Raw genomic sequence first — 19,600 nt, 5'->3', positions numbered from 1 at the left:
CCCCATTCCGAAGCGAATCGGAGTGAAACGCGCGCTGATCACCGGAATCACCGGTCAGGACGGCTCCTATCTCGCCGACCTCCTATTGGACAAGGGCTACGAAGTCCACGGCATAGTCCGTCGCAGTTCCACGTTCAACACCCGTCGGCTCGACCACATCTACCGCGACCCGCACGACGCGGGACGACGACTGATCCTGCACTACGGCGACATCAGCGACGCGAGCCGGCTGGTGACCCTACTGGCCCGCATCCGGCCGGACGAGGTCTACCACTTGGCCGCGCAGTCCCATGTGCGGGTGAGCTTCGACGAACCGGAGAACACCGGCAACATCACCGGGATCGGCACCACCCGACTCCTCGAAGCGATCCTCATGACCAACCGGGACATCCGCTACTACCAGGCCTCGTCCTCGGAGATGTTCGGGGCCGCCCCGCCACCGCAGGACGAGCGGACCGCCTTCCACCCGCGCAGCCCGTACGGCGCCGCGAAGGTTTACAGCTACTGGATGACGCGCAACTACCGTGACGCCTACGGGCTGTTCGCCGCCAACGGCATCCTCTTCAACCATGAATCGCCCCGGCGCGGCGAGACCTTCGTCACCCGCAAGATCGCCCGTGCTGCGGCGCGTATCAGGAGCGGGCTGGAGAAGCACCTCTACCTGGGCAACATCGACGCCGTCCGCGACTGGGGATACGCCCCCGAGTACATCGAGGGCATGTGGCGCATGCTCCAGCGCGACAAGCCGGACGACTATGTCCTGGCCACCGGAATTGGCTCCACGGTGCGGGAGTTCGCCGATCACTGCTTCTCCCACGTCGACCTCGACTGGCAGAACCACGTGCGCTACGACGAGGCGTATCTTCGTCCCACCGAGGTCGACTCGCTGATCGGCGACGCCTCCAAGGCCCGTACCGTGCTGGGCTGGAGCGCGCGCACCTCGGTGCAGCGCCTCGCCCAGATCATGGTGGACGCCGAGCTCGCCCGGCTCGGGGCCAGCGGCCGGGAGCCGGTGCACCCCCTGTCCTTCACGGATTCCTGGGCCCCCCGCGATTAGACTCGGAGCCGTCTGTGACCCCACCCCCCGACCGCGCCGCCTGGCGGGCCGCGCTCGACCAGCGCTCGCACACGGCCGGCCTCCGCGGTCTCACCCAGCGTCTGCGCCATCCGGTCCGGACCACCTACCCCACCACCCGCGCCCTGCGCGCGCGACGCCACCGCGGCGAGGGCGCGCCGTCCACCACCAAGACCTTCTGGGGCCGGGAGATGTCCATCGCGCTCCCCGAAGAGGTGTCCATCTCGCTGCACCGACACGGCTTCGTGGACTACGACCTCACCGCCTTCCTGCTCTCGCATCTGCGCCCCGGCGCGACCGTGCTCGACGTCGGTGCCCACATCGGCTACTACACGATGTGGGCGAGCGACCTGATCGGCCCCGCCGGCACGGTGGTCGCCTTCGAGCCGACCCCCTCCACGCTCTCGGTGCTGCGTGCCAATGCCGAACGATTGCCCAACGCCTCGGTGGTGGCCGCCGCGGCGTGGTCCAGGAAGGAAGAGCTCGTCCTCTTCGACCACGGCCTCGGCTACAGCGCCTACAACTCGGCCTTCGAAGCACGTCTGCCCGAAGCCGTGCGGGCAAGGATCCCCTCCGAGCCCTTCACCGTCCAGGCGCTCGCCCTCGACGACTACGTACGCGCCGAAGACCTCACCGTCGACTTCGTGAAGATCGACACCGAGAGCGCGGAGGCTCACGTCCTGGCCGGCATGCACGAGCTGCTCCACGCACAACGACCCGTCATCTCCCTGGAGGTGGGCGACCTCGACGTGGCCGGCGCGCCCTCCAGCCGCGAGCTGGTCGACACGCTGACCGCCGCCGCGTACGAGCCGTGGGAACTGCGCGGCGGCATCCCTGTGCCCCACCGGCCGCAGAAGCACTACGAGTACCAGAACCTGCTCTTCGCGCCGGCCGGTCTGTGGCACACATCCGACACGAGGAGTCCGCATCGCCATGCATGATCTGATCATCCGCAACGGATCCGTGTGCGACGGGTCCGGCATCCCCGCACGCGTCGCCGACATCGCCGTGGATCACTGCGTGATCACCAAGGTCGGACGGGTCAGCGAACGGGGGCGCACCGAGATCGACGCCGAGGGCCACCTGGTCACCCCCGGCTTCGTCGACATCCACACCCACTTCGACGGACAGGTGAGCTGGGACCCCCAACTCACCCCGAGCTGCTGGCACGGAGTCACCTCGGTGGTCATGGGCAACTGCGGGGTGGGCTTCGCCCCCGCCCGGCCCGGCAGCCACGACTGGCTCATCGGCCTGATGGAGGGCGTCGAGGACATCCCCGGCGCCTCGCTCTCCGAGGGCATCACCTGGGAGTGGGAGAGCTTCCCCGACTACCTCGACGCGGTGGAGCGCGTACCACGGGTGCTCGACGTGGCCGCGCAGGTCCCGCACGGCGCCCTACGCGCGTACGTGATGGGCGAGCGGGGCGCCGACAACGAGGCGCCGACCGAGGACGACCTGCGCCGGATGTGCGCACTGGTGCGTGAAGGGCTGGACGCGGGCGCCATCGGCTTCTCCACCTCGCGCACCCTCACCCACCTTGCCATCACCGGCGTCCCGGTGCCCGGCACCTTCGCCGCGGAGGACGAACTGTTCGCGCTCGGCGGGGTGCTCGGCGAGGCCGGGACCGGGGTGTTCCAACTGGTGCCGCTGGGCGCGGGCGGCGAGAAGGTCGACGATCCGCTCGGCGAGATCAAGTGGATGCGCCGACTCTCGGCCGCGGTCAGGCGACCGATCACCTTCGGGCTGTTCCAGAACGACAACGCCCCCGACGGGTGGCGGGAGCTGCTACAGATCGCCGAGGACGCGGTGGCCGACGGCGCGGATCTGCACCCGCAGGTGGCCGGGCGCCCGTTCAGCGTCATCGTCAGCCTGGACTCCACCCACCCCTTCCACAAGCGGCCCTCCTACAAAAGGATCGCCCATCTGCCCGCGCTCGAGCGGCGCGTGGCTATGCGGGACCCCGCACTGCGCGAGCGGATCCTCGCCGAGCAGCCGGAGAACTCCGACCCGCGCTCCGCGCTGTTCCCGCAGGGCTACGAGCGACACTTCCCGATGTCCGCGGCCGCACCCGACTACGAACCGGCCGCGGACCAGTCCTTCCACGCGCTGGCCCGACGCGCCGGGCAGGACCCGGAAGCTCTCATCTACGACTTCCTCACTTCCGAGCAGACCAGCGGCATGATCTTCCGGCCGCTGCTCGGGTACACCGAGTACACCCTCGACCCGATCCGCGAGATGCTGCTGCACCCCCAGGCCGTACTCGGCCTCAGCGACGCCGGCGCGCACTGCCGGCTCATCTGCGACGCCAGCACCCCGACGTCCATGCTCACCCACTGGGTCCGTGACCGCAGCCGGGGCGAGCGACTCCCGCTGGAGTACGTCGTCAGGAAGCAGACCTGGGAGCCGGCGCGGCTGTACGGGCTGCGCGACCGGGGCCTGCTGCGCCCCGGCTACCGGGCGGACGTCAACATCATCGACCTCGACCGACTCACTCTGCGCTCTCCCGAGTTCGTCCACGACCTTCCCGCAGGGGGCGGACGGCTGATCCAGAAGGCCGACGGCTACGTGGCGACCATGGTCGCGGGCGAGATCACCTTCCGCGGCGGCGAGGCGACCGGCGCACTGCCCGGCAGGCTCGTCCGCGGCACCCGCAAGGCCGGGACAGCGCGGTGAACGCCCGGCTCCGTGCAGTGCCGCCGGGCCGGACCGACACCTCAGGACGTCAAGCTACCGAGGGGACCACGCCGTGACCGACGTTTCCGATGCGCTCCGGCTCGACAATTCCATGAAGTTGCTCGCCCGCGGCCGACTCGTGGACGCCACCTTGTCCGAGAAGGACTACGTGATCGAGCGGGACCGGCTGGTGGACGGCGCCTACCCCGTCTACGGCGAACGGGCCAAGGGCGCCCGCATCTGGGACGCCGACGGCAATGAGTACCTCGACTACATCCTGGCCTACGGCACGATCATCCTCGGGCACGCGGACCCGGCGGTGACCCAGGCCGCCCTGCGCGAGATCGAGGAGGGCTTCTCGATTACTCTGCGCAAGCGGACGCAGATCGAGCTCGCCGAGCGGTTGGTGCAGATCGTCCCGGGTGCCGAGCGAGTGTTCCTGTTGAAGACGGGCTCGGACGCCACCAGCGCGGCGGTCCGCCTCGCCCGCGCCTACACCGAGCGCGACCGCGTGGTGCGCTGGGGCTACAACGGCTGGCACGACTGGGCCGCCCAGCGCCCCGGCGGGATTCCCGACACGGTACGCACCCAGGTCGACACCTTCCGGTACAACGACCTGGAGAGCCTGCGCGAGGTCTTCCGCGCGCACCCCGGCGAGGTGGCGTGCCTGCTGTTGATGCCGTTCGAACTCGACAGCCCCGCGCCCGGATTCCTCCAGGGCGCCGTCGACCTGGCGCACGAACACGGGGCGCTGGTGGTCTTCGACGAGATGCGCTCCGGGTTCCGGGTCGCCCTCGGCGGGGCGCAGGAGTTGTTCGGCGTCCGGGCGGACCTGGCCACCTTCAGCAAGGCGATGGCAAACGGCTGGGCGGTCTCCGCACTGACCGGCCGGGCCGACGTGATGGCCATGGTGGGGCGCACCCACATCTCGTCCACGTTCTACTCCAACACCGTGGCGATGGCGGCGGCGGTGGCCACCATGGACCGACTCGCCGACGGAACCGCCTTGCAGCACGTCCAACGCCTGGGTGTCCGGCTGCAGAGCGGTCTGGAGGAGATGATCCAGCGCCACGGTGTCCCGGCCCAGGTGCGTGGCGTGCCGCAAATGCCGTTCCTCACCTTCTCCCACCCCGATCCGGTCCGCGCCCGGCTGATGCAGGACACGTTCTTCACGAACACCACCCGTCGGGGTGTGCTGCTGCACCCGACCCACCACTGGTTCATCTGCGCCGCCACCACAGAGGCGGACCTCGACCACACCCTGACGGCCTGCGACGAGGCGTTCCGCGCCGTGGCGAAGGTGGCCTGATGAGCATGGACACCCAGCAGGCGATGCGGGCCCGGGTGCGGGCAAAGCTCGCGCACCAGCTGCGAGAGGAACCGAGCCTGCCGTGGCTCAGCGACACCGAGCCGCTCGCGCCCGCCGGAATCGACTCGGTAGAACTCATCGCTGTCGTAGGCCAGTTGGAGGTGGAGTTGGGTGTGACTCTGCCCGATGACGCGGTGCTGGAGTCGGCGAGCATCAGCTCGCTGGCCACCGCGCTGACCCGGGGAGAGTACCGATGAGCGGCACCCGCGCCGAAGTCGCCGTCACCGGTCTCGGGGTGTGCAGCCCGGGCGGTGTGGGCGTGCCCGCACTGTGGGAGGCGCTGGCCACCGGAGAGGCCCACCGCCCGCCCGTCACCGCCTTCGACGCGACCGGGGCCACCCTGAAGGCGGCGGGCCGGGTGCCGGGGCACAGCGGCGGGGACGGCGTCTGGCGGGCCCTCGACCTCGCTGAGACGGCCGTGCGCGAAGCGCTCGACGGAATCGACCGCCAGCGCGTCGCCCTCGTCCTGGGCACCACCGACCCCGGTGTGGTGCCGCCCAGGCCCGGGTACTTCACCGGCGACCTGGCCGGGGCATGCGCAGAACGGACGGGGCTCGGCGGCGAGGCCCTGACCATCGCCAACGCCTCCGCCTCGGGCGCCGCCGCCATCGCGGTCGCCCGCGACCTGGTGGCCCTCGGCGAGGCGCCCGCGGTCGTGGTCGGTGGCGCCGACGCGGTCACCGACCTGGCCTTCCTCGGACTCAACTCACTGCGCACCCTCGGCCCGGAGGGCTGTCGGCCCTTCAGCACTCAGCGACGGGGCATCGGCGTGTCCGAGGGTGCCGCGGTTCTGCGCCTCGAACCCTTCCACGGCACCGGGCCGGGCGGCACCGCACCGTTGGCCGTGCTGGCCGGCTGCGGCCTGACCAACGCCACCGGCCACCTCGCCGCCCCCGGGGCCGACGGCATCGAGCTCGCCATACGCCTCGCCCTGGCCGACGCGCGGCTCTCTCCCGAGGACGTCGACTTCGTCAACACCCACGGGCCGGGCACCCGACGGGGCGACACCGCCGAGATCGCGGCCCTGCGCGCGGTGTTCGGACCCCGGCTGTCCGAGATCCCGGTCAACAGCGTCAAGGGCGTTCTGTGGCACCTCCAGGGCGGCGCGGGTGCCGTCGAGGCCATGGCCTGCGTGCTGTCACTGGTGCACGAAGCGGTCACCCCGACCTGGGGCGCCGAACCGGTCGACCCGATCTGCGCCGACCTCGACCTGGTCCTAGAGAACGCTCCGCGACCGCTGCCCGGCCTGCGTACCGCGCTCAGCGTCTCCTGTGGCCTGGGCGGCATGAACACCGCACTCGTCTTCCGGAGGCCCTGATGGACGACCAGGTCGTGATCACCGCCGTGGCCTCGGGCGAGGTGGATACGGCGGCGCTGTGGGAGGCGCACGCCGCGGGCGCCGAGGGCTGGCAAGACGTCAACAAGTGGACCCGGGAACTGCCGGAGCGCATCGCCGAGCTGGCAGGCCGCGCGCTCGCCGGGGCGGGCAGTGTGAACCTGGACGGGACCGCCTGTGTCATCGGCTCGGTGTACGGGGCGGGACACGTGGCCGAGACCATGCGCGCCAGGCTCGACGCCGACGCCCGCTCGTCACTGGCGCCCGAGTCCTTCCTCTACTTCAACGCGCACGGCGTCACATCGCTGATCTGTCTGCGCCACCGGCTGGGCGGCTACTGCGCCACCGTGCTGGGACCGGGCGCGGGTCTTCAGTCCCTCCTCCTCGCGCAGCGCAGGCTCAGCCTCGCGGGCGACAGCCCGGTGCTGTGCGGCGCGTACGAGATGCTCAGCCCTGCCGCCGCGCGCGCCCGAGGCGGCGAGCCGGTCACCGGCTGGGCGGCGTTCCTCGTCGTGGAGGCGGCTGCCGGGGCCCGTGAGCGGGGCGCCCGCGCCCTCGCCCGGCTCGGCCCCGTCCAGACCTGCCCGCCGCCGAAGCCATCGGCCGACCCGCGCGCCACCGCTCCCCTCACCGAACTGGCCGCACTCCTCACCGACGACGGCGCACCCGCCACGACGACCGTAACGGTGGCCGGGCACCGGCACGGCTACCGCTGCACCGCGCACAGGGAGGGATGACCGTGGACGACACACTGGTGGACGTCCTCGCGGGCCACCGGCGGGCCGGGCGCGGCGACCGCCCGGCCCTGGTGGACCAGCGGCGCTCGGTGACGTACGCGGAACTGGAGCGCGAAGTCACCGCTCGGGTGCGGGAGCTGCGGTCGGCGGGCGTCGGCGCCGGGACCCGGACCGGCGTCGTGTTGACGGCGTCGCTGGACTCGGTGGTCGACTTCGCCGCCGCGACCTCCCTGCACGCGTCCTTGCTCGTGCTCCAGGACCGTGCGGGCGCGGCCGAGCGTTCGGCCGCACTGGCCGACTTCGGCGCCGAGCTCAGCCTGGACGCCTCGGGGGCAGCCCGGCTACGGCCGCCCGGGTCCGGCCCGCACGAGCCCGCCTTCGCGGTCACGAGCTCGGGCACCAGCGGCCGTCCGAAGGTGATCTGCCGCGAGTGGTCCGGCACCCTGCACAACTCGGCCGTCTTCGCGCGGGGGCTCGGCATCGAAGCCGACGACGTCGTGCTCACCACCAGCCCGCTCGGGCACAGTTACGCGATCGAGGCGGGCACCCTGGCCGTGCTATCGGCAGGGGCATGCCAGGTGGTCCCGTCCGGGCTGCTCACCCCTGCGCGGGCCGCGGCCCTCGTCGCGCGCCACCGACCCAGCGTCCTGCAGAGCGTCCCCCTGGTCCTGGACTGGTGGGGTCGGAGCGGGGTGCCGCGGGTCTGCTCCTGGCAGCGGTGCGTCAGCGCGGGCGAAGTTCTCCCGGCCCAGGCGGTCGCCGCCTGGCACGACGCGGACATCGCCGTCTACGACCACTACGGCAACTCCGAACTCGGCCAGCTCACCCTGCACCCCGCCGGAGGCGGCGGCAGCGTCGGACAGCCGTTGCCCGGCGTTGAGCTCAAGGCGGGCGGGGACGGTCCCGGTCCGGTGCTCGCACGCTTCCCCGGCCTGTCGCCCGTACGGATGGAGGAGGGAAGGGCTGTACCGCTCGCCGACGACCAGGGCTGGGTCGCCACCGGTGACCTCGGGGTGCTCGACGACCACGGGCTGCGGCTGACCGGCCGCAGCGACCTGGTCATCAACATCGGCGGCAACAAGGTCTCCCCCCTGGAGGTGGAGAACGTCCTGCGCACCCTGCCCGGAGTTGACGACTGCGTCGTGGTCGGCCGGCCCGGGCCCTCGGGAGAGAACCAGGTGTGGGCCTTCGTCGAGGCCGAGGCCGCAGGGTTCGACGCGGCGGTGCTGCGCCGCCGGGCGGGCGAACTCCTGATGACGGTGAAGGTCCCCTCGGTGATCCGCAGGCTCGACCGGCTGCCCCGCACGGGCAGCGGCAAGATCCGCCGGGGGCTGCTGATGGAGGAGGAGATCTGACGCACCGCGCCCCACTACCCACCGATCTACCACGGCGACAAGGAGAGAACAGCATGACCAACAGTGCCGACGCACAGCCGATCGACCGCGAGGACGTCCTGGAGCTCATCACGGCGGTCCTCGCCGAACGCCCCCATCTACCGGACCGACTCGACGAGAACACCACCCTGGAGGAGATGGGGATGGACTCGCTCGACCTGATCGTGGTCCTCTCCCGCTTCGAGGAGAAGTGGGGTGTTCCCTACAGCGGGGAGGAGACCGACGGCACCGCCTTCCACAACCTGGGGCACCTGGCCGACACCTTGGTGGCCCGTGCGCGGACCGCAGGGCGAGAGCAGAGGTGACCGCCACGACGGCCCCGCGGTTCCACCGGCTGGGGGCGCTGGGGTGGCAAGACCGGGCGCTGGACGGGCTCAACTGCGTCCTGCGCTGCATCGAGTCCGTGCTGCGCTTCCGGGGCCTGGACCCGCTGGCGGTCGCCCGCGCGCTCAATGGTCCGCTCGACCCGGTGGGCCGCGATCTGGCGAACGACTTCGACGGCTGCCGGGTGGCCTACCGCACCGAGTTCGACGACGGCAGCCGCAACGTGCCGTTCGTCCTGGAGCGGGTCGGCGCGGGCGAGCCGGTCATGGTACTGCCGGACCGCTTCCACCTGCCCGGCGACGTGTACGAGGGCCGCTTCCACTTCCACGACCACGCAGTGCTGGCGGTCGATTGGGCGCCGCCCGACGGCGTCTTGACCGTCCTGGACACCGACGCCGATCCGGCTGACGGCTTCCGACGGCACTGGACGCTGACGCCCGCCTTGGGAGCCCTGTTCACCTGGGTGGGCACGGTCACGGTCACCGGCGCCCCGGACCACCGCGACCCGCAGGAGTACTTCGCCGAGCGGCTGCACCGCGACACCGCACTGCTCTCCGTGGGCGCGGACGCCCTCGGCACTCTCCTCGACGAACTCGCCGTGGCCGGGCTCGGCGCGGTGTCAGCCAGGGCCCTGCACGTCCTGGTCCTGGGCGACATCCAGCCCCAGCTGTTCATCTACGCCAACGCGCTGGCCGTGGCTCCGGCCTCCGGTCAGCCCCTTGCCCTGCCAGCGGAGTTGGCGGCCGTGCGGCAAGCCGCACTCGACGCCCGGGTGCACGCCAAGCGTCTCGGCATCGCGCTGATCGCGGCGCACGAGAAGCCAGACCCGCTCGCGGTGTACCCCCGCGTCCTGGAGTTGGGACGGCCACTGCGCACCGCGCTCGACCGGCTGCGCGGCGCCCTGGTCGACGCGGGCGGGCAGGAGGGGCCGGCCGAGCCCGGCGCGGCCGACCGACTGCGCGAACGCTTCGGGCGGATCCAGAGCACCTGCTTCCCCGTCCCCGAGGAAGCGGCGTCATGAGCGCGCCGGTGGCCCTGGTGACCGGGGGCTCGGGACCTCTGGGCCGGGCGATCGCCCGGTCCCTGTCCCTGGCGGGGTACGCGGTGGGGGTGCACGCGCACCGCAACGAGGAGGCCGCGGCGGCGGCTGTCGGCGATCTGCGCGCGGCGGGTGCGGCTGCGCTCAGCCTGACCGCCGACTTGTCCCGCCCTCGTAGCGGCGAGCACCTGGTGACGAAGGTCGTACAGGAGTTCGGCCGGCTCGACGCGCTGGTGATCAACGCCGGGGTCCACCACGACCGGCTGCTCCTGAACATCGCCGAGGACGAGTGGCATGACCAGCTTGCGGTCAATCTGAGCGGCGCCTTCCGCTGTCTGAAAGCCGGAGTGAAGGCCATGACACGGCACAGAGGCGGGAGGATCGTCCTCGTCTCGTCGGTGGCGGGCCTGCGCGGACAACCTGGCCAGGCAGCGTACGCGGCCACCAAGTCCGGCCTGCACGGGCTGGCCTGGACGACCGCCCGGGAGTACGGGCGGTACGGGATCACCTGCAACTGTGTGGCCCCTGGGCTGATCGCGGAGACCCCCGCCCACCAGCATCTGCACGCGAAGGCGCTGGACGGCGTACTCAAGCGCACCCCACTCGGTCGGGCGGGCCGGGTCGACGAGATCGCCTCCGTGGTGGCCTTCCTCTGTTCGCCTCCGGCGTCCTACGTCACGGGACAAGTGATTGCGGTGGACGGCGGGTTGACGGCATGAAGGCGACTGACGAACAGGAGGACGCGTGACCGAGCGAGTGTTGTTCTTCCCCTGGGGCTGGGGCGGCGGTGCGGCGTACACCGGCCGCTGTCTCGCCCTGGCCTCGGTGCTGGCCGAGGCGGGTGACGAGGTGGCGTTCGCGGACTGCGGCATCAACGCAATGGTGCGCGAAGCGGCTTTCCCGCTCCTGGACTCCGCACCCGAGGCGCCGCGCCCGCCCGACCGGCATCCGATGCCGCCGTACTTGCCCTTCGCGGACGTGGAGCGCGTCTTCGCGGTGGCCGCGACCTATCACCGCGTCGAGCGGGTCCAGCGCCGGTTCGCCGCCGACGCCCGGCTGATCGAGGCGTACCGACCGACCCTCGTCGTCATCGACATGTGTCCCACCGCGGCCCTGGCCGCCCGGGCCGCCGGCCTCCCCGTGGTCTCCCTCGCGGACGCCGACTTCATCACGCCCCGGGCCAACGGCTGGATGCCGTGGTCCACGGTCGCGCCGCGCGACCTGCTGCCGCATCCGTCGAGCCTGCCGGTGTGGGACCGGCTCTCGCGCGAGCTGGGGCTGGGCCGGGTGACCCGCGCCGAGCACCTGCTGTGGGGCGACGTCACCCTCGTGTCCAGCCTGGCCGCCCTGGAACCGGTCGACGGGCCGCCGCACCGGGGCGCGCTGCACTTCGTCGGACCGATGTACTGGAACCCTCCGGTGCACTCCGGCGCACCCGCTCCGCCGCGCACCGACCGGCCCAGGGTCTACGTCACCATCGGCAGCGGCGGCACGGTGGGCCGTCCGGCACTGCAGAACGTGCTGGACGCCTGTGCCGACCAGCCGTGGAGCGTGTACGTGTCCAGCGGATTCGCCTTCGAGGGCGACCTGAACGTACCCGGAAACGCCGTACTGACGGGCTTCACCGGCCTGGACACCCCACTGGAGTGGGCGGACGTGGTGGTCGACCACGGAGGCTCGGCCACGGTCCTCGCCACTCTGCTGCACGGCAAACCGCAGGTCGTGATGCCCTACATGTCCGAACAGGAGATGAACGGGCGGCAGTTGGTCGAGGAGACCGGCTCCGGCGTCCTGCTCCGGACCAGTGCGACCAACCCCTACGGTCGGCTGACCTTCAGCGACCGCTACTCCGGCCCGTCCGGCCAGCCATGCGTAGGCGTGGACGACATCCGCAAGGGCATCGCCGAGGTGCTCGGCGATGCTGCCTACACCCAGCAGGCCGCGCACTGGGGCGCCCGACTGCGCGAGTGCCGCGCGACGACGGACCTGGTGGCCCTGGCCCACTCCGCCTCCTCCAGTGCAGGGGAGGAGCGCCGATGAGCGCGGGAGCGGTCGTGGGACTCGTGGGCTGCGGTCACATCGGCACGATGTACGCCGAGCACCTCGACGCGCTGGGCCCCCACAAGGTGGTCTGCGTGGACGCGGACCGCGCTCGCGCCGAGAAGCTCGCCCGGGGTGCGGCCGCACGGACCGTCGCCGAGTCGGTCGAGGAACTGCTCGCCGAAGGCTGCGACGCGGCGCTGGTCACGGCCGCCACCACGAGCCATCCGGAGCTGGTGGACGCGCTGATCGAGGCCGGGGTGCCGACCCTGTGCGAGAAACCCCTCGCCGTCGACCTCGCCAGGACCGAGGCGCTGGGCACCCGTGCAGAGGAGCTCGGGGTGCCACTGTGGGTGGGCTTCCAACGCCACTTCGACCCGGGATTCGCCGATCTACAGGCCCGTACGGCGGGCGGGGAACTGGGACGGGTGCACTTGCTCCGCCTGGTCTCGCACGACGTGTCGATGCCGCCCCTGGCGCGGCTGCGCGAGAGCGGCTCGATCTTCACCGACCTCATGCTGCACGACTTCGACATGGTGCGCTGGCTCACCGGGCGCCGTATCGTCCAGGTCGTCGCGGACGGCGCGGCATTGTCCGGCGCGGGCCTCGCGGAGATCGGCGACTTCGACACGGTCACGGCGGCGGTCCGTCTCGACGACGGCGCGCTCGCCGTCCTCTCGGCGGGCCGGTGGCAGCCGGTGGGTTACGACGTGCGAGCCGAAGTGCTGGGCGAGAGCGGCAATCTGGAGGCCGGGTTGACCGGCGCGCAGCCACCGGGAGCGGGCAGTGTCCCGACCGCGCGGTTCCGTGGCTACTGGGACCGATTCACCACCGCCTACCGCGAACAGGTGCGGGCGTTCCTGGCCGAGGCCGCAGGAGGCCCCGCCACCGCTACGGCGGGCGGCTGGCGCGACTCGCACGAAGCGCTGCGCTGTGCCCTGGCAGCGGAACGCTCGGCCAGGGCGGGTTCCGTGCCGGTGACGCTCTGATCCGCGGCACTCAGGTGAACGACCCCGATCGACCGATGACCAGTGATCCTTGATGCGTCCGTGAAGGGAAAGCCATGGGCAAGATCCGTGTAGCCATCGCCGGCATCGGCAACTGCGCCGCCTCGCTGGTGCAGGGAGTGCACTACTACGCCGATGCGGACCCCGCACAGCGCGTCCCCGGCCTGATGCACGTCGAGTTCGGCGGCTACCACGTGCGCGACCTCGAGTTCGTCGCCGCGTTCGACGTGGACGCCAAGAAGGTCGGCCAGGACCTCTCCGCCGCCATCACCCAGTCGGAGAACAACACCGTTCACATCTGCGACGTCCCACCGACCGGCGTCACGGTGCGGCGCGGGCCCTCCCTGGACGGACTCGGCCACTACTACCGCGAGACCATCAGGGAGTCTCCCGAAGACCCGGCCGATGTCGTCGCCGTACTGCGCGACTCCGGGGCCGAAGTCCTGATCTCCTACCTGCCCGTCGGCAGCGAGGAGGCCGACCGGTTCTACGCCCAGTGCGCCCTGGACGCCGGCGCGGCCTTCATCAATGCGCTTCCGGTCTTCATCGCCTCCGATCCCCGCTGGGCGGCGAAGTTCACCGAAGCCGGGGTGCCGATCATCGGCGACGACATCAAGTCGCAGGTCGGCGCCACCATCACGCACCGTGTCCTGGCCCGCCTCTTCGAGGACCGCGGTGTCCACCTCGAACGCACCATGCAGCTCAACGTGGGCGGCAACATGGACTTCCGCAACATGCTCGAGCGCAAACGGCTGGTGTCGAAGAAGACATCCAAGACCCAGGCGGTAACCTCGCAGATCGACCACACCCTGGGGAAGGACGACGTGCACATCGGCCCATCGGACCACGTGCCGTGGCTCGACGACCGCAAGTGGGCCTACGTGCGCCTCGAAGGGCGCGGCTTCGCCGACGTGCCGCTGTCCCTGGAGTACAAGCTCGAAGTGTGGGACTCACCGAACTCCGCGGGCGTCATCATCGATGCTGTGCGTGCGGCCAAGATCGCCCTCGACCGGGGCATCGGCGGGCCGCTCCTCGCGCCGTCCTCGTACTTCATGAAGTCACCGCCCGAGCAGTACCGCGACTCGGACGCCTTCGACGCGGTCGAAGCGTTCATCGCCACCGCCCCTGCGTCCCCGGCCCCGGTCACCCTGACATCCCCCGACGAACAAGCACACCCGTGACCGACCGCGGGCTCCCCGAGCGGGACCCGCGCGGACCGAGAAGGAGGGGCACGCGCCATGTCCGGTCCCGTCACCCTGGCGACCGAGTCCGTCCGCGAACGGGACTTTCGGCTGCTCTGGATCGGCAGCGGCATCAGCCAGCTGTGCGGAATGTCGACGGTCGTCGCCTTCCCCCTGCTCGCCGCGCAGACCCTCGGGGCCTCGATAGGCGAGGTCGGTCTGATCACGGCGGCGGGGTACCTGCCCTGGCTGATCCTCACGCTGCCCGCCGGGGTGTACAGCGGGCGGCTACCGCCGAGAACCATGCTGCTCCTGGCCGACCTCAGCCGTGCGCTGATCGTCACCATGGTGCCGATCCTCGCAGCGACCGGACACCTGGCCCTGTGGCACCTCTACCTGTCCAACGTGCTGGTCAGTTGCGCGACCGTGTTCTACGAGATCGTGTACCTGTCCATGCCCCCGCGGATGCTGCCGAAGAACAAACTGGTCTACGGCAACATCCGCCTCCAGATCGCCCGTGCCGTCTCGCTCGCCTTCGGGCCGACACTGGCGGGTTTCGCGGTGCAGGCGCTCGGCCCGGAGCACGCTCCGTTGCTCAACTCGGTGGGCTTCGGCGCCTCCGTGACCTGCAACCTCCTCATGCGCTCCCGCATCGAGGCCCACTCCACGACGTCCGGCGCCAAGGGCATGTGGGCCGAGTTGTCCGAGGCCATGCGTTTCATCACCCGGCGGCCCGTCATCCTCGCCTCGATCACTGGTTCGGCCGTCGGCAACTGCTGCTTCGCCGCGTACGAGGCCCTCGTCATCATCTTCCTGGCCCACGACGTCGGAGTCGCCCCAGGCACCCTCGGGATGCTGCTCGGGTCGGTGGGCATCGGCGGACTGATCGGCGCGTTCAGCGCGGGCCACATCAGTCGCCGCCTCGGCACGGCCCGAACGGTGTGGATCCCGGCCGCCGTCCTCGCACCCGCAGGACTGCTGCTGCCGCTGGCCCAACCGGGATCCGGGCTCCTGCTCTTCTTGGTTGGTGCCTTGCTCTGCCACGCCGGCTTCTCCGTGTTCACGGTCGGCCAGGCCACCCTCGTGCAACTGCTCACGCCACCCGAGCTCCTGCAACGGACCGTCGCCTGCGTCCGGTTCATCAGCCGCGGCATGCTCTTCTTCGGCGGCCTCCTCGGTGGGGGGCTGGGCACTCTCTTCGGCCCCAGGGTCGGGCTGGCCGTCGTGATGTTCCTCTGGCTCAGTGCCCCGCTCATCGCCGCCTGCTCCCAACTGCGGTACTGGCGGGACATTCCTACCGTGGAGTGACCACATGTCTGAGACGACCGACATCGTCATCACAACCATCGGTTCCGGGTCGTTCCTGGAGCACTACGCCGACACCCTGGCCGAGACGGGCGCCCGGCTCGTCGTCATACCCGACCGGAAGACCCCCAGGTCGTTCTACGAAGCCTGCGAGAAGGCCCGTGGCCGAGGCGCCACCGTCCTCTCCCCCGACGTGGCGGAGCAGGACCGACTGCTCTCCGCACTCGGTGTCCCCGATCTGATCCCGTACGACTCCGACAACCGCCGCAACATCGGCTACCTGCTGTCCTATCTCCACGGCAGCGCGATGGCGGTCTCCATGGACGACGACAACCTGCCGATCGACAGGCCCTTCCTAGACGAGCACCGCGTGGTGCTGCAAGGCCCGGCGCTACACCGCACGGTGTCGGCCGGCAACGGCTGGTTCAACGCGTGCGACCTACTGGAAGTGAGCCCCTGCCGGGTCTTCCCGCGCGGCTTCCCCTACGGACCTAGGGAAGCAACGACCGAGGTCACCAGCACCGAGGAAGTGTCCGACGTGCGCGTCAACGCCGGCCTGTGGCTGGACGACCCCGACGTGGACGCGGTGACCCGACTCGCGGTCCGGCCCCGGGTGACCGCCTACGACGGGCAGCCCGTCGTACTGGCCCGGGACACCTGGTGCCCGGTCAACTCGCAGAACACCGCCGTGCACCGCGACGCCCTACCCGCCTACTACTTCCTGCGGATGGGCCAGCCGATCGGCGGGGCCGCGGTCGAGCGCTTCGGTGACATCTTCAGCGGGTACTTCGTCACCGCCTGCGCCAAGCACCTCGGCCATTCAGTCCGATTCGGCGGCCCCCTCGTCAACCACGAGCGCAACGAACACGATCTGCTCAACGACCTCGCCATCGAACTGCCCGCGATCCGGTTCATGGACGAACTCCTCGCCTGGCTGACCGAGTTCAAGCTCCAGGGCGGTGACTACCGCGAAGCCTATGCCTCGCTCAGCCACGGTCTGGAGGACTTCGCCGAGCAGGCGAGCGGGCGAGCCTGGTCGCCGGAGGCGAGGGCGTTCCTGCACCGCAGCGCCTACCTCATGCGCACCTGGCTGGCCGCGGTGCGCCGCGTCGACGGAGGCTGAGCACAACGCGTCCGGCGCGGCCCCTCCCGGAACCGCCCGCGCCAGACGCGTTCACCTGCCGCTCAGTCCTTCGCCAGAACGGCGTCGACCGTCTCCTCCAAGGTCAGGTCAGAACTGTCGAACCACGTTCCGGCACCGTCGAGTTCGCTGCGCAGCGCGTCATCGAGGAAGGACCAGTCGTCCGCCAGGACCTTGTCCCGCTCGGCGACCCGGCGGGAGACGACGTCCGCCGCCGGGGCGAGCACGATCAGCCGCAGCGGCAGGTCCTCCAACTCCGCCAAGTAGAAATCCAGATGCGCCCGCCGCACCACCACGTCGTCGATGACCGGCACGACACCGGCGGCGTGGAAACTGCGCGCCAGGACCGACGCGTTGCGGGCTCGCAGCAACAGTTGACGGTCCGCTTCCAGGTCCTCCTCCGGCGAGGGCAGATGTCCGCCCGCGACGATGAGGTCCTGGAGGTGGTCGCCCTCGATGTGCGCGCCGAGGGGGAAACGGCGGGCCAGCGCCGCCGACACCGAACTCTTCCCGGACCCGGGGATGCCGATGACGAGAAATACGTCGGAGGCGGGTTCGGTGTCAACAATCTGGCCCTGGAAGGAGGTTTCCGGCATGCTTCCTCTGCTCCTTTATCGAGTTGTCGGCCAACGGTCTGCAGGACGGTCCAATATTGCCAGGCCAGCGATCGTACAACTACCGCCGACCTGTCCGATCCCCTTATGGGTAACCAAGGAGTTTGTGTGCCCCTCATCGATGTGATGCCACCTTCCCCGCCGTGGTTGCTGACGTTTTCCGCCACCGACCCGGCCGCTTTGGCCGATACCGCCCGAACAGCAGCCGCATTACTCGTCGATGGGGCACGGCCCGAAGCGGTGCAGCCCCGTACGAGCGGAGACGTGGAACGCCTGGCCGTCGCGGCGGCGGACCCGGCGGGCCTGATCGAGGGGCTGTCGTTCTTCGCCGAGGGACTGGCCAGTGCGCGTTGGACGGCAGGGCGCGCCGACGGTGCCGCCTCCCGGGTTGCCTGGTGCTTCGGCGGCCACGGCAGCCAGTGGCCCGGCATGGGCCGCGCCCTGCTCGGCTGGTCACCGGAGGCCGCTACCGTACTGACGACACTCGACGCCCTGCTGCCCAACGGAGTGATCGAACCGCTGACGAACGCGGCGGACGGCGATTTCGGCCCGCCGGACACCACGCAGCCACTCATCTTCGCCGTCCAGGTGGCGACCGCCGAGTGGCTACGGTCGCTCGGCCTGCGGCCGGAGGCGGTCGTCGGACACAGTCTCGGCGAAGTCGCCGCCGCCCACGTCGCCGGTGCCCTCACCCTTGAAGAGGCGGCGCGAGTTGTGACCGTGCGCTCTGGGCTCCTCGCGAAGGCGGCGGGCGGCGGAGCGATGGCCACGGTCAACCTCGACCGGCACACCGTCGCACGTCGGTGCGAGCAGATCCCCGGGACAGTGGTGGTCGCCGCTCACAGCGCACCGAGGCAGACCGTGGTGACCGGCGAGAACGAGGCGACACGGGCACTGGTGGGTGCGCTGGAGGCCGAGGGGGTGCGGTGCCGGCTGATCCGCATCAACGCGGCGTCTCACAGCCCGTTCGTCGACGGCGTGCTGCCCCAGCTCCGCGCCGAACTCGCCGGTCTCACTCCTGCGACACCGTGTGTCCCCTGGATCTCGACGGTCGACGCGGACCGCGACCCGGCCGGGCTGGGCGGTGCCGACTACTGGGCGCGCAACCTACGCCAGCCGGTCCGCTTCACCCAGGCGGTGTCGACACTGGCCCGCCGAGGCATCCGGGCCTATGTGGAGATCGGTCCGCACCCGGTCCTGATCACTCCGATCCGCGAGACCCTGCAGGCCGCGGGGGTCCACGATCCGCTCGTCATCGCCTCGGGCCAGCGGGGCACTCGCGAGTCCGTATCGCTGCTGCGTCTGCTGGGGGCGCTGCACTGCCGGGGCCTTGAGCTCCCGTCCGACGACCGCATCGCTTCCGCCGACCTAGGATGAGAAGGCCCATGCCCGTGCCCCTCCCCACCCTCGACCGCTCCGCGACGGTGCTCGTGGCGGGCTCCTCCGGCCTCGTGGGCTCCGCCGTCATGCGCCGCCTGCGAGCCGAGGGATTCACCTCCGCAGTCGGCATCCGCTCCTCGGACGTGGACCTCACGGACGCTCGGGCGACCTTCGGCTACCTCACCTCCCTCCGCCCCGCCGTGGTGATCGACGCGGCCGCGCGCGTCGGCGGCATCGCCGCCAACGACGCCGAGCCGGTGGAGTTCCTCGATGACAACCTCCGGATCCAAACCAACCTGTTCGCGGCGGCCCACGCAGCGGACGTGGACCGACTGCTCTTCCTCGGCTCCTCCTGCATCTACCCCAAGCACAGCCCCCAGCCCATCCCGGAATCCGCCCTGCTCACCGGTCCGTTGGAGGAGACCAACGTGGCGTACGCCATCGCGAAGATCGCGGGGGTGGTCGCGGTGCAGTCCTACCGCAGGCAGTACGGCCGCCGATGGATCTCCGTCATGCCGACCAATGTGTACGGCCCCGGCGACAACTTCCACCCCACCCGCTCGCACGTTCTGCCCGCGCTGGTCCGCCGCTTCCACGAGGCGGTGCGCTCGGGCGCCGAGGAGGTCATCGTCTGGGGCACCGGGGCGCCACGGCGCGAGTTCATCCACGCCGACGACCTGGCGGCGGCGTGTCTGCACTTGCTCGCGCACTACGACGACCCCTCACCGGTCAACATCGGCGTCGGCGAGGACCTCACGATCGCGGACCTCGTCGTCCTCGTGGCGGAGGCGACCGGCTTCGCCGGCCGGATCACCTGGGACGCGAGCAAACCGGACGGGACCCCGCGCAAGCTGCTCGATGTCTCACGGCTACTGGCCACGGGCTGGAAGCAGCGGATCGGGCTGGCGGAGGGCATCCGGAGCACGGTCCGCTGGTACGCCGACGCTTCGCCGACGACGGACGAGCGTCCGCGTGGTCAATGACC

The 19,600-nt window shown here is 70.9% G+C and carries 19 protein-coding genes; 18 read left to right on the top strand and 1 reads right to left on the bottom strand.

What is annotated here, in order from left to right; genetic code table 11:
* The first annotated feature begins 22 nt into the window (after positions 1-22).
* The 16 genes from gmd (at position 23) to ACSMX9_RS26590 (ending at position 16,603) form a co-directional block, all read left to right on the top strand.
* Positions 23-1,057: a GDP-mannose 4,6-dehydratase gene (gmd, locus tag ACSMX9_RS26665; protein WP_445397708.1), complete on the top strand. Its 1,035-nt coding sequence runs from the start codon at positions 23-25 to the stop codon at positions 1,055-1,057.
* 14 nt (positions 1,058-1,071) lie between these two features.
* Positions 1,072-2,016, top strand: a complete 945-nt coding sequence (locus ACSMX9_RS26660) for an FkbM family methyltransferase (protein WP_445397706.1) — start codon at positions 1,072-1,074, stop codon at positions 2,014-2,016.
* Positions 2,009-3,748: an N-acyl-D-amino-acid deacylase family protein gene (locus ACSMX9_RS26655; RefSeq protein WP_445397704.1), complete on the top strand. Its 1,740-nt coding sequence runs from the start codon at positions 2,009-2,011 to the stop codon at positions 3,746-3,748. Before ACSMX9_RS26660 ends, ACSMX9_RS26655 begins: the two co-directional genes overlap by 8 nt.
* Positions 3,749-3,821: 73 nt before the next feature.
* Positions 3,822-5,057 carry an aspartate aminotransferase family protein gene (locus tag ACSMX9_RS26650; protein ID WP_445397702.1) on the top strand — a complete coding sequence of 412 codons (1,236 nt, stop codon included), beginning with the start codon at positions 3,822-3,824 and terminating at the stop codon, positions 5,055-5,057.
* Positions 5,057-5,314 carry an acyl carrier protein gene (locus ACSMX9_RS26645; protein ID WP_445397700.1) on the top strand — a complete coding sequence of 86 codons (258 nt, stop codon included), beginning with the start codon at positions 5,057-5,059 and terminating at the stop codon, positions 5,312-5,314. Before ACSMX9_RS26650 ends, ACSMX9_RS26645 begins: the two co-directional genes overlap by 1 nt.
* Complete coding sequence (locus ACSMX9_RS26640) at positions 5,311-6,435, top strand: beta-ketoacyl synthase N-terminal-like domain-containing protein (protein ID WP_445397698.1); 1,125 nt, start codon at positions 5,311-5,313, stop codon at positions 6,433-6,435. The genes ACSMX9_RS26645 and ACSMX9_RS26640 overlap by 4 nt, the downstream gene beginning before the upstream one ends.
* The gene (locus ACSMX9_RS26635) at positions 6,435-7,190 is read left to right on the top strand and encodes a 3-oxoacyl-ACP synthase (RefSeq protein ID WP_445397696.1); all 756 of its coding nucleotides are present in this window, start codon (positions 6,435-6,437) and stop codon (positions 7,188-7,190) included. Before ACSMX9_RS26640 ends, ACSMX9_RS26635 begins: the two co-directional genes overlap by 1 nt.
* On the top strand, positions 7,187-8,545 hold the full coding sequence (locus ACSMX9_RS26630) for a class I adenylate-forming enzyme family protein (RefSeq protein WP_445397694.1): 1,359 nt from the start codon (positions 7,187-7,189) through the stop codon (positions 8,543-8,545). Before ACSMX9_RS26635 ends, ACSMX9_RS26630 begins: the two co-directional genes overlap by 4 nt.
* Positions 8,546-8,598: 53 nt before the next feature.
* Positions 8,599-8,889: an acyl carrier protein gene (locus tag ACSMX9_RS26625; RefSeq protein ID WP_445397692.1), complete on the top strand. Its 291-nt coding sequence runs from the start codon at positions 8,599-8,601 to the stop codon at positions 8,887-8,889.
* Complete coding sequence (locus tag ACSMX9_RS26620) at positions 8,886-9,929, top strand: hypothetical protein (RefSeq protein WP_445397690.1); 1,044 nt, start codon at positions 8,886-8,888, stop codon at positions 9,927-9,929. The genes ACSMX9_RS26625 and ACSMX9_RS26620 overlap by 4 nt, the downstream gene beginning before the upstream one ends.
* Positions 9,926-10,666, top strand: a complete 741-nt coding sequence (gene fabG / locus ACSMX9_RS26615; protein WP_445397688.1) for a 3-oxoacyl-ACP reductase FabG — start codon at positions 9,926-9,928, stop codon at positions 10,664-10,666. The genes ACSMX9_RS26620 and fabG overlap by 4 nt, the downstream gene beginning before the upstream one ends.
* A 25-nt stretch (positions 10,667-10,691) precedes the next feature.
* A complete protein-coding gene (locus ACSMX9_RS26610; RefSeq protein ID WP_445397686.1) occupies positions 10,692-11,987 on the top strand; it encodes a glycosyltransferase in 1,296 nt (431 codons plus the stop codon).
* Positions 11,984-12,976 carry a Gfo/Idh/MocA family protein gene (locus tag ACSMX9_RS26605; RefSeq protein WP_445397684.1) on the top strand — a complete coding sequence of 331 codons (993 nt, stop codon included), beginning with the start codon at positions 11,984-11,986 and terminating at the stop codon, positions 12,974-12,976. The genes ACSMX9_RS26610 and ACSMX9_RS26605 overlap by 4 nt, the downstream gene beginning before the upstream one ends.
* Positions 12,977-13,050: 74 nt before the next feature.
* Positions 13,051-14,175: an inositol-3-phosphate synthase gene (locus ACSMX9_RS26600; protein ID WP_445397682.1), complete on the top strand. Its 1,125-nt coding sequence runs from the start codon at positions 13,051-13,053 to the stop codon at positions 14,173-14,175.
* A 57-nt stretch (positions 14,176-14,232) separates the two neighbouring features.
* The gene (locus tag ACSMX9_RS26595) at positions 14,233-15,483 is read left to right on the top strand and encodes an MFS transporter (protein WP_445397680.1); all 1,251 of its coding nucleotides are present in this window, start codon (positions 14,233-14,235) and stop codon (positions 15,481-15,483) included.
* Between the two features lie 4 nt (positions 15,484-15,487).
* Positions 15,488-16,603, top strand: coding sequence for a hypothetical protein (locus tag ACSMX9_RS26590; protein ID WP_445397678.1), 1,116 nt, complete (start codon positions 15,488-15,490; stop codon positions 16,601-16,603).
* 62 nt (positions 16,604-16,665) lie between these two features.
* Here the strand turns inward: ACSMX9_RS26590 and ACSMX9_RS26585 are convergent, their stop codons facing one another.
* Positions 16,666-17,217: an AAA family ATPase gene (locus ACSMX9_RS26585; protein WP_445397676.1), complete on the bottom strand. Its 552-nt coding sequence runs from the start codon at positions 17,215-17,217 to the stop codon at positions 16,666-16,668.
* A gap of 126 nt (positions 17,218-17,343) precedes the next feature.
* Here ACSMX9_RS26585 and ACSMX9_RS26580 point away from each other — a divergent pair, with 126 nt between their 5' ends.
* Positions 17,344-18,612, top strand: a complete 1,269-nt coding sequence (locus ACSMX9_RS26580) for an acyltransferase domain-containing protein (RefSeq protein ID WP_445397674.1) — start codon at positions 17,344-17,346, stop codon at positions 18,610-18,612.
* An 8-nt stretch (positions 18,613-18,620) separates the two neighbouring features.
* A complete protein-coding gene (locus tag ACSMX9_RS26575; protein WP_445397672.1) occupies positions 18,621-19,598 on the top strand; it encodes a GDP-L-fucose synthase family protein in 978 nt (325 codons plus the stop codon).
* Positions 19,599-19,600: the final 2 nt, after the last annotated feature.

The sequence above is a fragment of the Streptomyces sp. LE64 genome (genome assembly GCF_052606915.1).
Note: the sequence above shows the minus strand (reverse complement) of the source record. Positions and strands in the feature narration are given on the sequence as shown.

Coding starts and splice junctions, on each gene's coding strand:
- ACSMX9_RS26605 (WP_445397684.1), top strand. CDS start 11,984: ATGAGCGCGGGAGCGGTCGTGGGACTCGTGGGCTGCGGTCACATCGGC.
- ACSMX9_RS26585 (WP_445397676.1), bottom strand. CDS start 17,217: ATGCCGGAAACCTCCTTCCAGGGCCAGATTGTTGACACCGAACCCGCC.
- ACSMX9_RS26575 (WP_445397672.1), top strand. CDS start 18,621: ATGCCCGTGCCCCTCCCCACCCTCGACCGCTCCGCGACGGTGCTCGTG.
- ACSMX9_RS26590 (WP_445397678.1), top strand. CDS start 15,488: ATGTCTGAGACGACCGACATCGTCATCACAACCATCGGTTCCGGGTCG.
- ACSMX9_RS26645 (WP_445397700.1), top strand. CDS start 5,057: ATGAGCATGGACACCCAGCAGGCGATGCGGGCCCGGGTGCGGGCAAAG.
- ACSMX9_RS26635 (WP_445397696.1), top strand. CDS start 6,435: ATGGACGACCAGGTCGTGATCACCGCCGTGGCCTCGGGCGAGGTGGAT.
- ACSMX9_RS26595 (WP_445397680.1), top strand. CDS start 14,233: ATGTCCGGTCCCGTCACCCTGGCGACCGAGTCCGTCCGCGAACGGGAC.
- ACSMX9_RS26630 (WP_445397694.1), top strand. CDS start 7,187: ATGACCGTGGACGACACACTGGTGGACGTCCTCGCGGGCCACCGGCGG.
- ACSMX9_RS26625 (WP_445397692.1), top strand. CDS start 8,599: ATGACCAACAGTGCCGACGCACAGCCGATCGACCGCGAGGACGTCCTG.
- fabG (WP_445397688.1), top strand. CDS start 9,926: ATGAGCGCGCCGGTGGCCCTGGTGACCGGGGGCTCGGGACCTCTGGGC.
- ACSMX9_RS26655 (WP_445397704.1), top strand. CDS start 2,009: ATGCATGATCTGATCATCCGCAACGGATCCGTGTGCGACGGGTCCGGC.
- ACSMX9_RS26600 (WP_445397682.1), top strand. CDS start 13,051: ATGGGCAAGATCCGTGTAGCCATCGCCGGCATCGGCAACTGCGCCGCC.
- ACSMX9_RS26640 (WP_445397698.1), top strand. CDS start 5,311: ATGAGCGGCACCCGCGCCGAAGTCGCCGTCACCGGTCTCGGGGTGTGC.